15 protein-coding genes and 1 riboswitch are annotated in these 13200 nt (G+C 40.1%); of the genes, 13 read left to right on the top strand and 2 right to left on the bottom strand.

Translation table 11 applies throughout. The features are described from left to right. Positions 1–434: 434 nt before the first annotated feature. From HJP15_RS21300 to ung, 10 genes are all read left to right on the top strand, one after another. Positions 435–1049, top strand: a complete 615-nt coding sequence (locus HJP15_RS21300; RefSeq protein ID WP_054205322.1) for a histidine phosphatase family protein — start codon at positions 435–437, stop codon at positions 1047–1049. A 30-nt stretch (positions 1050–1079) separates the two neighbouring features. Continuing rightward, a riboswitch (cobalamin riboswitch) is annotated at positions 1080–1222 on the top strand. Between the two features lie 79 nt (positions 1223–1301). Beyond that, positions 1302–2138 carry an ABC transporter ATP-binding protein gene (locus HJP15_RS21295; protein WP_054453119.1) on the top strand — a complete coding sequence of 279 codons (837 nt, stop codon included), beginning with the start codon at positions 1302–1304 and terminating at the stop codon, positions 2136–2138. Beyond that, positions 2125–3120: a FecCD family ABC transporter permease gene (locus tag HJP15_RS21290; protein WP_170174588.1), complete on the top strand. Its 996-nt coding sequence runs from the start codon at positions 2125–2127 to the stop codon at positions 3118–3120. The genes HJP15_RS21295 and HJP15_RS21290 overlap by 14 nt, the downstream gene beginning before the upstream one ends. Before the next feature lie 3 nt (positions 3121–3123). Further along, positions 3124–4188: a nicotinate-nucleotide--dimethylbenzimidazole phosphoribosyltransferase gene (gene cobT / locus HJP15_RS21285; RefSeq protein ID WP_170174587.1), complete on the top strand. Its 1065-nt coding sequence runs from the start codon at positions 3124–3126 to the stop codon at positions 4186–4188. Then, the gene (locus tag HJP15_RS21280) at positions 4188–4988 is read left to right on the top strand and encodes an adenosylcobinamide-GDP ribazoletransferase (protein WP_170174586.1); all 801 of its coding nucleotides are present in this window, start codon (positions 4188–4190) and stop codon (positions 4986–4988) included. The genes cobT and HJP15_RS21280 overlap by 1 nt, the downstream gene beginning before the upstream one ends. Beyond that, positions 4985–5512 (top strand): bifunctional adenosylcobinamide kinase/adenosylcobinamide-phosphate guanylyltransferase, encoded by a 528-nt coding sequence (gene cobU, locus HJP15_RS21275; RefSeq protein ID WP_054205327.1) that lies wholly within the window; start codon positions 4985–4987, stop codon positions 5510–5512. Before HJP15_RS21280 ends, cobU begins: the two co-directional genes overlap by 4 nt. After that, complete coding sequence (locus tag HJP15_RS21270; protein ID WP_170174589.1) at positions 5512–7014, top strand: cobyric acid synthase; 1503 nt, start codon at positions 5512–5514, stop codon at positions 7012–7014. The genes cobU and HJP15_RS21270 overlap by 1 nt, the downstream gene beginning before the upstream one ends. Further along, positions 6998–7597, top strand: coding sequence for a cob(I)yrinic acid a,c-diamide adenosyltransferase (gene cobO, locus HJP15_RS21265; protein WP_054453123.1), 600 nt, complete (start codon positions 6998–7000; stop codon positions 7595–7597). Before HJP15_RS21270 ends, cobO begins: the two co-directional genes overlap by 17 nt. Next, positions 7597–8448, top strand: coding sequence for a cobalamin-binding protein (locus HJP15_RS21260; protein WP_170174585.1), 852 nt, complete (start codon positions 7597–7599; stop codon positions 8446–8448). The genes cobO and HJP15_RS21260 overlap by 1 nt, the downstream gene beginning before the upstream one ends. Beyond that, positions 8445–9107, top strand: a complete 663-nt coding sequence (ung, locus tag HJP15_RS21255) for a uracil-DNA glycosylase (protein ID WP_170174584.1) — start codon at positions 8445–8447, stop codon at positions 9105–9107. Before HJP15_RS21260 ends, ung begins: the two co-directional genes overlap by 4 nt. An 80-nt stretch (positions 9108–9187) precedes the next feature. Here the strand turns inward: ung and HJP15_RS21250 are convergent, their stop codons facing one another. Both HJP15_RS21250 and tal read right to left on the bottom strand, forming a co-directional pair. Continuing rightward, complete coding sequence (locus tag HJP15_RS21250; protein ID WP_054205331.1) at positions 9188–9376, bottom strand: DUF3545 family protein; 189 nt, start codon at positions 9374–9376, stop codon at positions 9188–9190. A gap of 190 nt (positions 9377–9566) precedes the next feature. After that, positions 9567–10517, bottom strand: coding sequence for a transaldolase (gene tal, locus HJP15_RS21245; protein WP_054205332.1), 951 nt, complete (start codon positions 10515–10517; stop codon positions 9567–9569). A 251-nt stretch (positions 10518–10768) separates the two neighbouring features. Here tal and yaaA point away from each other — a divergent pair, with 251 nt between their 5' ends. From yaaA to HJP15_RS21230, 3 genes are all read left to right on the top strand, one after another. Continuing rightward, on the top strand, positions 10769–11548 hold the full coding sequence (yaaA, locus tag HJP15_RS21240) for a peroxide stress protein YaaA (RefSeq protein ID WP_170174583.1): 780 nt from the start codon (positions 10769–10771) through the stop codon (positions 11546–11548). Between the two features lie 108 nt (positions 11549–11656). Continuing rightward, positions 11657–12592: a mechanosensitive ion channel family protein gene (locus tag HJP15_RS21235; RefSeq protein WP_170174582.1), complete on the top strand. Its 936-nt coding sequence runs from the start codon at positions 11657–11659 to the stop codon at positions 12590–12592. A 228-nt stretch (positions 12593–12820) separates the two neighbouring features. Further along, the gene (locus tag HJP15_RS21230) at positions 12821–13015 is read left to right on the top strand and encodes a DUF1289 domain-containing protein (RefSeq protein WP_082379038.1); all 195 of its coding nucleotides are present in this window, start codon (positions 12821–12823) and stop codon (positions 13013–13015) included. Positions 13016–13200 lie beyond the last annotated feature (185 nt).

Genomic DNA, 13200 nt, shown 5'->3' with positions numbered 1-13200 from the left:
TGATAGTGTAGCATTTGTTATGTGAAAGTAGGTCATCGCCAGGCTCCAAATAAAGAAAGCCCGACTCATAGAGTCGGGCTTTTTTACGTCTGCAGGAAAGTGAAAAAGTGAGCAAGGTGCAAGGTGGCGAGTGTCGCTCAGGCGTTCATCTGAAAGCAACACACCTCCATATATCGGTTGTCGCGATAAATCACGACCTACTGTTTTGCAATCAGCGTGCGGGTATTTTATTGTAGGTCAGGCTTTAACCTGAAGGCATGTAGCATATTCCCCAGAGCTATACATATCCACGATTCATGATAGATCACGAGCTACAGTTTGTGCGAAGTGAATTTAAAGATCGATGTTTCTATCAGTGTAGAAAATTGTCCAATTAAGCATGATGATATCTGATAAAATTATGGGAATGATAGCTCGTGATTTTTGGGACTTCTATGACGCCTTTTACTAGTCGCATTTATTTGTTACGCCATGGTGAAATTGTTGAGCAAGATGTATTAGCTGGAGGGACTGATCTTTTATTAAGTGATGTTGGTTTTTCACAGTTGAGTCAAGCATGCAAATACTTAACTGATGTTGAATTGGTGCAAAGTTCAACATTAAAACGTTGTAGTGAATTTGCCACACAATTTTCTCACAACCATCAAATTCCTCTTTTACTTACTGATGATATCCGGGAGTTTAATTTTGGAGATTGGGATGGCCGTAAGTATGATGAATTGTGGGAGCTGACGCATTCTCCTAGTATTGGTGATTTTTGGCAAAGCCCTTGGTTAGTCACACCGCCTTGTGGTGAAAATATGGCTGACTTTTATCAGCGAGTATTTCTTTGGTGGCAAAGGTTATTGATGAATATTGTAAATAATCATACGCATAAGCAATTAGTAATTACGCATGCGGGGGTGATTAAGCAATTATTAGGCATTATATGTGAGCTACCAAAAGAATCTAATCAGCAGAATATGTTTGCTGTAGGCTACGGTAAATTTGTTTGTGTTGAGATTTATATTGATAATATGGGTAAAGCGTGGCCAAAAATTGTGTTTTAGAATGCTATTTAGTAGTTTTTAACTGCCTAGATAGATATTAATTGAAATATTTACTCACCTGCCCATAATAGAGTCTTATGTATTTTGGAATGAGGTGAGAGTCCTCAACTGTACCCGCAACTGTAAGTCACGTCAGTGATAAGTCAGATACAAAATACGTTAATTTGAACTAAATGAGCGGGTTAACTCTTCTATTATCATCCTATTGGTAAGTAGTGTATTGGGTTTCCTATCGCCAGAGAGAAAAATACATTGCAATCACCTGTAGTAACTCAGCCACCATTACTTAAAGTCACAGAATTATGCTGGTCAGTGGGTAATACCACTATTTTGCAAAATATAGCTTTTGCTATCAAACCAGGTCAATTTGTTGGTTTACTGGGTCCTAATGGTGCGGGTAAATCGAGCCTGCTGCGTTGTTTATATCGTTATAGCAGACCAGGCAGTGGCGAGGTTACCTTTGCCGGACAGAACATCTGGCAATTAAGTGCAGATGAATATGCAAAGCAAGTTTCAGTGGTACTGCAAGAAACACCTTCGCAATTTAACTTATCCCTTTATGATGTTGTAAGTCTTGGGCTTACACCCCACAAAAGCTTATTTAGTTCTACAACCAAAGCGGATAAGCAAATAATATTACAGGCGATCGAACAAGTTGGCTTGAGTCATCATTGTAAACAATCGTTTGACTCTCTTTCTGGTGGCGAAAAACAACGAGCATTGATCGCTCGTTCTATTGTGCAGGGACCCAAACTACTCATTATGGATGAGCCTACTAGTCATTTAGATATTAAATATCAAATTCAACTAATGGAATTGGCAAAGTCTCTTAATGTGACCGTTTTAGCGTCGTTTCATGATCTTAATTTAGCTGCCAGCATGTGTGATGAGTTGCTGGTGATTAAACAAGGTAAATTAGTTGCAACAGGTACTCCAGAGCAAGTGATCACGGAAAAAATGCTGAGTGACGTATTTGGTGTCTGTGCTGAAGTATCAGCACATCCACAGAGTGAACAATTAAAAAAAGTAATTCCGCGAATCACCTACTTTTATGGCTATCAAGGGGGTAGTGCTAATGCAAAAAAATAATTATGCTGCTGTGATCGTTACTTTATTTTTTGGTTTTACGAGCATTTTTATTGCACTTAGCTTTGGTGCTGCGCCAAGTAAGTTCATTGATGTGTACCATAGCCTTATAGGGCAAGGGCATGACCCCTTTATTGAAAGAATTATCTGGCAACTACGGATGCCACGTACCTTATTGGCTTTTTTAGCAGGGTCTGGCTTAGCGATTGCTGGGTTAATTTTGCAGACGGTTACACGTAACCCATTGGCTGATCCATATTTATTTGGTATTTCATCAGGGGCATCGTTTGGTGTGGTGTGTTTTATGACAATTACTGGTATCAGCGCTGGTATTTCCATGTCTGCAGCTGCGTTTGTTGGCAGTTTATTTACGATGTTATTACTGGTGTTTATTGCTGGGCGGGCTAGTCGTGGACAGGTTGAAACCATGTTGTTAGCAGGCGTTGCCTTATCGTTTTTATTCAGCGCATTTACCAGTTTACTACTTTATTTTAGTGATCCTCAGGCGATAACCGCAATTTTATTTTGGACGCTAGGTAGTTTTGCTCGTGCTCAGTGGGCCACGCTCTGGTTACCTGCTTTAGTTATTTTAAGCTGTACAGCGATAATGATGGGTTTTCGTCGTCAGCTCAATGCTATGTTATTGGGTGATGAAAGTGCCGTGACATTAGGTATACAGGTACAACGGTTTCGCTTATTAATGTTAATACTGAGCTCATTGATCACTGCTGTGCTTGTTGCCATGTGTGGTGGAATTGGTTTTGTCGGTTTGATGATCCCGCATATTGTGCGTTTTTTTGTTTCCCAAGGTACGCCCAGTGGCTTAATGATGACAGCTTTAGCTGGCGGCATATTCATGGTTTGGGTTGATGTGTTGTCGCGCATTTTACTTACGAATCAAGAGTTACCTATTGGGGTGATCACGTCTGCGATCGGCAGTATTTTCTTTTTATCATTACTTTATTTTCGCAAGCGAGAAAGCTAACCAATGTTCAATATACCGAGAATAGCTAACCAATTTAGCCACATAATCGCTGATAAAATAAATCAAAAAACTAAACCACTTGGCGCACTTGGACAGCTAGAGCAATGTGCCACGCAATTGGTTACTATATTTAGTCAAAAAGTATCAAGTGAAGCTGCCTTTAAAGCATTTACCCCTGTTATTAATAAACCTACTTTGCTTGTTTTTGCAGGCGATCATGGCGTTGCAGCGCATGGTGTATCAATAGCACCCAGTGATGTTACTTCACAAATGGTCACTAATTTTGTCAGTGGTGGTGCAGCAATTAACGTATTTTGCCAACAGTTAGGCTGGCTGTTAGAAGTGGTTGATTGCGGTATTTTACACCCAGTAGCTTCACCAAGTGTGCATAATTGTCGTTTAGGCAGCATTACACAGCCGCTTAATACAAATATGGCGATGTCAATTGAGCAGGTATATCGAGGTTTTGATAATGCCAAACAACTTGTAAAACAGCTTAGCCTTAAAGGCTGTAATACCGTTGCGTTTGGAGAGATGGGCATAGGTAATACAACCAGTGCCGCGGCTATTATGGCTGCGATGCTTAAATTACCCGCACAACAATGTGTAGGTAAGGGCACAGGTGTAAGTGATGATATTATTGAGCGAAAAATTGCAGTTGTAGAGCAAGCACTCATATTACATAAGTCACAATTTGCAGATCCAATTACCTTGCTTGCGGCATTAGGTGGGTTTGAAATTGTGCATATAACAGGTGCAATGTTAGCAGCTGCTGAGCAGGGTATGGCAGTGGTGGTTGATGGCTTTATTTGTAGCGCTGCGGCTATGATTGCAATAAATATAAACCCCACAGTTAAAGAGTATTTAATATTCGCTCATTGTTCAAACGAGCAAGGTCACCGATTAATGTTAGATACACTTAACGTTAAATCATTGCTGCAACTTGATTTGCGTTTAGGTGAAGGCTCAGGCGCTGCGTTAAGTTTACCGTTACTGCAAGCGTCACTGGGTTTTTATAATCAAATGGCTAGCTTTGCTGATGCTGGTGTGGAGCAGGTTGTTAGTTAATGCACTCTAATCTAGATGAAAACAAAGTAACGCAATGGCAGTTACTGTTATTAGCAATCAGTTTTTTAACTCGAATACCTGTTGAATTGCGCTTTGATGTGAGTACTGCGCACTTAAACCAAGCAAGTCGTTATTTTGCTTTGGTTGGTTTGTTACTCGGTGGATTATTAGCGCTTAGTTACTGCGTTTTTCAGTTGCTGTTCCCGCTATCAATTAGCATCCTGTTAATGATGGCAATAGGATTGCTGTTAACGGGCGCTTTTCACGAGGATGGTTGGGCTGATGTGTGGGATGGTTTTGGTGGCGGTTGGCAGGTAGAACAAAAACTTACCATCATGAAAGATAGCCGTCTTGGCACTTATGGCGCAGCAGCATTGTTTATAATACTGCTGATTAAATTTCAGAGCCTACTCTTGCTTAGTAACTCATTATTGGGTGTATTAAGTGCAATTTTACTCGGGCAATGTTTAAGCCGTATGGTGGCAACGAGTTTAATTATAAGCATGGATTACGTTAGTGAAGATGCCACTTCAAAAGTAAAACCGCTGGCGATGCACTTATCCAACTCTAGTTTAATTATTTTACTGTTAACCGCAGCAGTTTTGCTGGTGAGTTTAATCGCTGCAAGTCTTGTGTTATGGCAAACCGCGTTAATACTCATTGCGGTATTATTGATCTTAAGAGTGATTTTAATCCGCTGGTTTAAACGCCAGTTAGGTGGATATACCGGTGATTGTTTAGGTGCAGCGCAGCAACTAAGTGAAATTGCGATTTACTTAACGTTGGTGAGTGTACTATGAACGCTAATCATACGCTTATTTTAGGTGGGGCTCGCAGCGGTAAGAGCCGTTTTGCAGAGCAGCTTGCACAGCAAAGTAATAAGCCTGTAATTTACCTTGCTACAGGTCAAGCACATGACGTTGAAATGCAAACTCGTATTAAGCATCACCAGCAACAACGCCCTACAGATTGGCAATTAATTGAAGAGCCAATTACGCTGGCTGCAACACTTCAAACACACAGTAGCAAAAATAATTGCATCTTAGTTGATTGCTTAACTTTGTGGCTGAGTAACTGTTTATGCAGCGGTCGAAGTGATTGTTGGGATGAACAAAAAACGGCATTTCTAAATATTTTTGATAATTTACCCGGGCAAGTCATTTTTGTGAGTAACGAAGTTGGTCATGGGATTGTACCGCTTGGCGAACTTAGTCGTCAGTTTGTTGATGAGTCTGGCTGGTTGCATCAAGCGATTGCAGTAAAAGCTGCGCGTGTTGAATTTATAATGGCAGGTCTTGCCTTAACACTTAAAGGGCAGTCATGATGAAAACATTAATGATACAAGGGACAACCTCTGATGCAGGTAAAAGTACCTTAGTCGCGGCACTGTGTCGAGTATTTGTAGATCAAGGTATTAAAGTTGCTCCATTCAAGCCGCAAAATATGGCGTTAAATAGCGCCGTAACTGAAGATGGTGGCGAAATTGGGCGTGCCCAGGCACTACAGGCAATTGCCGCTAAAGTGCCGCCACGCGTTGATTTTAACCCTATTTTACTCAAACCAAACAGTGATACTGGCGCACAAGTGATTATTCACGGTAAAGCGATTAGTAACATGGAAGCACAGGCGTACCACGATTATAAAAAAGTCGCTATGGATGCGGTACTTACCTCGCAACAACGCTTAAGCGAAGAGTTTGAGTTATTAGTTGTTGAAGGCGCGGGTAGCCCTGCTGAAATTAACTTACGTGCTGGTGATATAGCTAACATGGGTTATGCAGAAGCGGTTGATTGCCCTGTAATAATAATTGCAGATATTGACAAGGGCGGCGTGTTTGCACACTTAGTAGGTACTTTGGCACTGTTAAGTGAGTCAGAGCAAGCAAGAGTAAAGGGTTTTGTTATCAACCGTTTTCGTGGTGATATCGCATTACTGCAAAGCGGCCTTGATTGGCTTGAAGAGTATACGAGTAAACCTGTATTAGGTGTATTACCGTATTTGCACGACTTAGCCCTTGATGCTGAAGATGCGGTCGCGATTGATAACCAAGTTAGCCAAGCAAAAATTAGAATAGCCGTTTTGCTATTGCCGCATATTAGTAATCATACTGATTTTGATGCACTGCGCTTAAACACCCAAATTGATATTAATTACATTCGTCATACTCAAATGATCCCTGATGTTGATCTAATTATCATTCCCGGTAGTAAAAATGTGATCAGTGATTTGGCCTTTTTAAAAAATGAAGGGTGGGGGGAACAAATTAAACGCCACTTACGTTACGGTGGCAAGTTACTCGGTATTTGTGGCGGTTTACAAATGTTGGGTAGCGATATTTATGACCCTAAAGGTGTTGAATCAAGCCAAGCACATTGCAAAGGGTTAGAGCTTGCTGAGTTTATTACTGAGTTAGGGCAACAAAAGGTGCTAACGCAAGCTGCAGGTATTATCAATCTGCAAGGGCAACAGGCTAAAGTGGCTGGTTATGAAATTCATGCTGGTAGTAGTCAAGGCCAAGCACTCGAGCGGCCTTTTTTAAAATTTACTCAACACCCTAATAATGTTGCACAAGACGGCTTTATATCAAAAGATGATTGTATAGCGGGTACTTACTTACATGGCTTGTTCGATAGTAGCGAAGCCACGCAATTAATACTCGGTTGGGTCTTACCAAATAGTGGCATTACGCAGTTAATAGACATAGACACACATCGCGAGCAGCAATTAACGCGCTTAGCTGATATGTGTAAAGAACATTTAGATTTAGATAAAATCACACAAATTTACCAAAACTGGGAAGGAGTTAATAATGAGCGATACAAATAACGATAAACACCAACAGCGCCAACAAAAAGTAAAAGATAAAGTGGATGAGCGCATTGCTGCCGCGCAAACAGAAAAAGGCGTTTTTCAGGTTATTACTGGTAACGGTAAGGGTAAGTCAACCTCAGGTTTTGGTACGGTAACACGCTGTGTTGGCCATGGCATGAAAGCCGCAGTGTGCCAATTTATTAAAGGCACTTGGCCATGCGGGGAGCGCAATATATTGCAAGGTGCAGGGGTTGAGTTTGCCATTATGAACACCGGTTTTACGTGGGAGACGCAAAATAAAGAATCAGACACTGCAGCGGCGCAAGCAACCTGGCAAGAAGCTAAACGTATGTTGGCTGATGAATCAATTAACTTAGTATTACTTGATGAAATTACTTATATGCTCACCTATGGCTACATTGATTTAGATGAAGCGTTAGAAGTGATTGCTAATCGTCCGCCAATGCAATCTTTAATCATTACAGGGCGCGGTGCACACCGTAAATTAACAGACTTAGCTGATACCGTCAGTGAAGTACGTAACGTTAAACACGCATTTGATGCCGGTGTAAAAGCGCAAATAGGTTTTGATTACTAATGGTTAGGTTAGTACTTATTTTATTTGTGGCTTTAAATTGTTTTAAGGCGATAGCCCAAACTAATAAGCAGCAGCTTAGAATCGTCGCCCTTGCACCACATATCGTTGAAAACCTATATGAGATAGGCGCAGGGGAGCAAATTGTAGGCACTGTAGAATATGCAGACTTTCCAGCAGCAGCCAATGATATTCCCCGTATTGGCGGCCATCAAGGTATTCAGCTAGAAAAGCTTTTAGCACTGAGACCTGATTTAGTGCTCGCGTGGAAAACAGGCAGCAAAGCCGAAGATTTAGCGCGTATTAAAAGCTTTGGCATTGAGATTTCGTACAGTGATGCCAGCGAAGTGGATAAAGTGCCTAATGAACTGCGTCGCTTAGGTGCACTTACCGGGCGAGAACACGTGGCCGAGCAAGCCGCAATTGAATTTGAACATAAAATTGCTGCTATCAAAGTACAGCATCAAGGTAAAAGTAAGGTGGCGGTATTTTATCAGTTATGGCCTGAGCCGATGATGACGGTGGGTAAAAATACCTGGATCAATCAGTTAATTGAAATTTGCCAAGGTCGTAACGTGTTTGCAAATAGCCGAACCGATTACCCGCAGATCAGTATTGAAAATGTGGTTGTAGCTAAACCCGAGGTAATTATATTACCTGACGAAAAATCACAGCAGCAACAAGCCGTGATTGACTGGTCTCAATGGCCTGAAGTCCCCGCAGTAAATCATAATCTGTTTATTAAAGTTAATGCTGATTTATTGCACCGCTTTACAACCCGCATGCTTGATGGTCTAACAGATATGTGTACTAAAATTGATGATTCTCGTGTTGTAATCAAGGAGGCTTTATGAGTGATTGGCAACGCTTTTTAAAAACTGAGTGTGCAAAACCTTATATGCAAGAAGCACTTGCAGTCGTAGCGACAAAGCGCAGCGAAGACATAGCTGTGTACCCGCCACAGTCGCAGATATTTAGCGCATTTGATGCAACACCGCTGAGTGATATAAAAGTGGTCATACTCGGTCAAGACCCATATCACGGCGAAGGACAAGCGCATGGTTTATGTTTTTCTGTTTTGCCTGAAGTCAGTAAACTTCCGCCTTCTTTAAAAAATATTTATAAAGAACTGGCAACAGACATTGATGGTTTTACCATACCAACACATGGCTATCTACAACGCTGGGCAGAGCAGGGTGTGTTTTTACTTAATACCGTACTCACGGTAGAGAAAGGCCAAGCACATTCGCACAAACACTTAGGCTGGGAGCTGTTTACCGATCAGGTGATTGCTCACATTAATCAACATTGTAAAGGTGTGGTGTTTATTTTATGGGGCGCTCATGCGCAAAAAAAAGGTAAGGGCATTGATAGCGACCGTCATTATGTCTTAAATGGCCCGCACCCATCACCGTTGTCTGCGCATCGTGGTTTTTTTGGTTGTAAGCACTTTTCCACTACCAATCAGCTATTGATACAACAAGGTAAAAAAGCTATTAATTGGCAAGTGTAAAAATCGAATATAAAAAACAAAAGGCCCTTACTTTATCAGTAAGGGCCTTTTAGCTGGTTAGTTGCTACTGCGTTGCTGAATTAAAAATCTAATTCATCAATCGCAATATTGTCTGCAAAAAAATCTAGTTCCTGTAGTTCTTTACGTAATCGTTGCTTATCTTTTAACGCTTCGATTTCGCGCCATTTTCGCTTTTTATTTTTCTGAGAGGTCTTTCTGGTTGTATCAGGACCTTCTAATATTTCTAAAATATCGTCTAGGCTATCCATTAACTTCTCCTATTGAATTTTTTTGAACCTCGAAAATACCTATACCACAGGCCAAACTAAAATAGAATAAAAAAGTGACGTTTATGTTACGAAAAAGTGACGAGTTAATGAATGTTGATTATTTTAGGTATAAAAAAACGCCGCTATAGCGACGTTTAATATTTAACTAAAAATAACACTTAAAAAGAGATTACATCGCTTTAAAGCGTGCCTCTAGTTGCTCTTGAGCATCAGCAAATGAGCGAATACCTTCAGCTAGTTTTTCAGTCGCCATGGCGTCTTGATTATGTAACCAACGGAACTGCGATTCAGTTAATGGTGCTGGCTTTGGCTCTTTAGCAATATCACTTTCCAGTAAATATTCTTGTGCGCCCTCAAGGTTACCTAACTCTTCTAAAAGATTAGGGCTGATTGTAAGCTTGTCACAACCCGTTAACGCGATGATTTCGCCTGTGTTACGGAAACTTGCGCCCATAACCACGGTTTTATAATCATGGCGTTTGTAAAATTCAAAAATGCTGCGTACAGATTGCACACCAGGATCTTGTAGTGGATCTGTTGGTTTTTCCATTCCATTGGCTACGTGCCAATCTAAAATACGGCCAACAAATGGTGATATTAAAAATACGTTAGCGTCGGCACATGCACGCGCTTGCGCATCACTAAACAATAAGGTTAGGTTACACTTAGTACCTTCTTTTTCTAATTGCTCAGCAGCTTTAATACCTTCCCACGTTGATGCAACTTTGATTAAGATTTTATCTTTGCTCACGCCTTCTTTTTCATACAGACTAAGTAAGGTATGTGCTTTAGCAATCGTTGCTTGAGTATCAAATGATAAACGCGCATCAACTTCAGTAGAGATATAACCAGGTACAATTTCACTGATCTCTTTACCAAGCAATACTGCAAAGTAATCACACGCTAATTCTAATTGCTTGTCTGCATCTTGCTCGGTTTCTTTTGCATAGCTAAATGCTTTATCTAAATACGGCTTGTACGCTTCAATCTCGCTGGCTTTAAGAAGTAAAGACGGATTAGTCGTTGCATCTTCCGGTTGATGTTTTTTGATCGCTTCAATATCGCCTGTGTCTGCCACGATAGATGAATGTTGTTTGAGCCTTTGTAGAGCTGAAGTCATTTGCTTTCCTCATTCCAAGCAAGTTAAAAGAAAAATCTACTGTAACTACCTTATACTGCAGCACTGTGACAGTGCTTGATAGGTCTTATGTCCGTATCAGTGAAGAACGAAGATGCAAAGCGCAATAGGCTATGCCAATAAGGTAGGTATCATACCAATCAATTCTCACTAATTGATATAAACAAAACGTGCTTTTCGTTTCATTTAATGTTGAAATTGACATTAAATAATTTCCAAGTCAATAGCTAACTATGATCACTGTTATTTCACCTGCAAAAAATTTAGATTTCGAGAGTAAAGCAAGCACTGATAAATTCACGCAACCTGAGTTACTTGAGCACAGCGAAGAGTTAATGACGGTGTGTCGTGAGTTAACGCCAGCACAAATTGGTAGTTTAATGAAAATTAGCGATAAGTTATCAGGCCTAAACGCTGCGCGCTTTAGCGAGTGGTCTCAACCATTTACTACCGACAACGCCAAACAAGCAGTAATGGCCTTTAATGGTGATGTTTACGGCGGTTTAGATGCAAACACCTTAACCGCAGATCAACTTGATTACGCACAAAGCCATTTACGTATTTTGTCAGGCCTTTATGGGCTATTAAAACCATTGGACTTAATGCAAGCGTATCGTCTTGAAATGGGCACTAAGCTTGATAATAGTCGCGGCAAAAACTTATATGAGTTTTGGGGCAGTGTTATTGCTGATAAATTAAATACCGTTCTTGCTGAGCAAGATAGTCAGTATTTAGTAAACTTAGCATCCAACGAGTATTTTAAAGCCGTTGATAAAAAAAACTTAAATGCGCAAATTATTACCCCGCATTTTAAAGACTGTAAAAACGGTCAATATAAAATTATCAGCTTTTATGCTAAAAAAGCTCGTGGCTTAATGGCACGCTACATCATTGAAAATAAAATCACACAGCTAAGCGATCTTAAACAGTTTACAGTTGATGGTTATTACTACAGCGAAGAAGCAACTCAAAAAGCACTTGAGCCGGTATTTATGCGTGACGAACAAAATTAATTTTTAAACACCACTCTCAATACAAAAAGCCATGCATCGCATGGCTTTTACGTTTTGGCGCTTATTTTGCAATACCTGAGTATATTTTAGAATACTTAAGGTTAAACAATGTTAAAAATACCGTCTATCAGCGATGCCGAAAAACTTATAGAGGAAAAACTCGGAGGCTGGTTTGATATTGTCATCAGCCACATTCCTAACTTTATAGTTGCGGTACTCATTGCAATAATCTTTTCTATTCTCGCACGCTTTTTAGGTTCAATGGTGCGCAAACTATTACGCCGTACACTTGACTCAAAACAAATTGCGGATTTAATGGCATCTATTTTTAAAATGGTTGTGTTGTGTGTAGGTTTATTTGTTGCACTTGATTTTATAGGCCTTAAAGGCACAGTTACCTCTTTGCTTGCGGGGGCGGGTATTGTTGGCCTCGCCATTGGTTTTGCTTTTCAAGATATGACCGAAAACCTCATTGCCGGTATCGCTATGGGGGTCCGCAAACCCTTTAAAACTGGTGATGTTATTAAAACTGATGATGTTTTTGGTACGGTTAAATCAATTAATCTACGCAACACATTAATCGAAAATTTCTATGGTCAGCTTAATTTAGTGCCTAACAAAATCCTTTTTCGTAACGTATTACGTAATTACAGTACGTTAGGTGTTCGTCGTATTGAAGTGCCAGTGGGTATTTCATATGGTGATGATCCTGAGCTGGCAGCTGAAGTTATTGTTAAAAAAATCAATGAGTTTGATTTTGTAATTAAACAAGAAGAGACGGCGGTATACGCCGAGGGTTTTGGCGATAGCAGTGTAAATTTACTGGTTTGGTTTTGGATAAAATACCCTGGCGAAGCTGATTTTATGACGGTACGCCACAAAGCAATTGTTGCTGTTAAACAAGCGCTCAGTGACGCTGATATTAGCATTCCATTCCCAATACGTACGCTTGATTTTGGTATTAAAGGCGGCGAAAAACTCGATGCGATGATTAGTGAAAAAAGAACGGAAAAAAATAGCATGGAGCAGCGCGAAGCTAATTAGTTTAAGCACTGTTAATGTTATTTAATGACTTATAAGCGCGAGTTGTACTCGCGCTTAACTATGTATTATTTACGCAATAGCTACCCATATTTACATAACTTATAGTAGGTAAAGTCTAATATCAGCGAGCATTTCCATACTTTATTTTTTAATTCATTCCTCAAGCTTTCAGTAGACTTTTATTCAATCAGTAACTAGCTTTTAGTTAGTTAAGTGAGGTTTAAATAAATGAACACCAAGAAGCTCAATAGCCAGCAACCCAATAATCCATGTATTCGTCACTGCTGTTTGGATGCTAATGATACATGTATAGGCTGCTTTAGAACCTTAGATGAGATTCTAGCGTGGCACAGCGCCAGACCAGAACAAAAACAGCAAATACTTAACGCATGCCAAAAACGCAAAAATGCCCACTATAAATGAATGTGCTTGCGTCTTTGCCAATGTAAACTTAGCCATCTAAGGATAATATTTACAATTGGTAATAACTTACACTTTTTGGTATTGATAGAAGTCCATACGGTAGGGATGTTTCATATGAAATGTCCGCTGATAAAGCTGTTACACCTCAAAGGTTTATTTGGTGGTAAAGAGTAACCTAAAAAATA

The sequence above is a fragment of the Pseudoalteromonas sp. NEC-BIFX-2020_002 genome (assembly GCF_013002825.1).
In the GTDB taxonomy this organism is placed as follows: Bacteria; Pseudomonadota; Gammaproteobacteria; order Enterobacterales; family Alteromonadaceae; genus Pseudoalteromonas; species Pseudoalteromonas neustonica.
This window is presented reverse-complemented; position numbering and strand designations above follow the sequence as displayed.

Excerpts from the sequence above, each read along its gene's own strand:
- HJP15_RS21300 (WP_054205322.1), top strand. The coding sequence starts at position 435 with ATGACGCCTTTTACTAGTCGCATTTATTTGTTACGCCATGGTGAAATT.
- HJP15_RS21290 (WP_170174588.1), top strand. The coding sequence starts at position 2,125 with ATGCAAAAAAATAATTATGCTGCTGTGATCGTTACTTTATTTTTTGGT.
- cobT (WP_170174587.1), top strand. The coding sequence starts at position 3,124 with ATGTTCAATATACCGAGAATAGCTAACCAATTTAGCCACATAATCGCT.
- HJP15_RS21280 (WP_170174586.1), top strand. The coding sequence starts at position 4,188 with ATGCACTCTAATCTAGATGAAAACAAAGTAACGCAATGGCAGTTACTG.
- cobU (WP_054205327.1), top strand. The coding sequence starts at position 4,985 with ATGAACGCTAATCATACGCTTATTTTAGGTGGGGCTCGCAGCGGTAAG.
- HJP15_RS21270 (WP_170174589.1), top strand. The coding sequence starts at position 5,512 with ATGAAAACATTAATGATACAAGGGACAACCTCTGATGCAGGTAAAAGT.
- cobO (WP_054453123.1), top strand. The coding sequence starts at position 6,998 with ATGAGCGATACAAATAACGATAAACACCAACAGCGCCAACAAAAAGTA.
- HJP15_RS21260 (WP_170174585.1), top strand. The coding sequence starts at position 7,597 with ATGGTTAGGTTAGTACTTATTTTATTTGTGGCTTTAAATTGTTTTAAG.
- ung (WP_170174584.1), top strand. The coding sequence starts at position 8,445 with ATGAGTGATTGGCAACGCTTTTTAAAAACTGAGTGTGCAAAACCTTAT.
- HJP15_RS21250 (WP_054205331.1), bottom strand. The coding sequence starts at position 9,376 with ATGGATAGCCTAGACGATATTTTAGAAATATTAGAAGGTCCTGATACA.
- tal (WP_054205332.1), bottom strand. The coding sequence starts at position 10,517 with ATGACTTCAGCTCTACAAAGGCTCAAACAACATTCATCTATCGTGGCA.
- yaaA (WP_170174583.1), top strand. The coding sequence starts at position 10,769 with ATGATCACTGTTATTTCACCTGCAAAAAATTTAGATTTCGAGAGTAAA.
- HJP15_RS21235 (WP_170174582.1), top strand. The coding sequence starts at position 11,657 with ATGTTAAAAATACCGTCTATCAGCGATGCCGAAAAACTTATAGAGGAA.
- HJP15_RS21230 (WP_082379038.1), top strand. The coding sequence starts at position 12,821 with ATGAACACCAAGAAGCTCAATAGCCAGCAACCCAATAATCCATGTATT.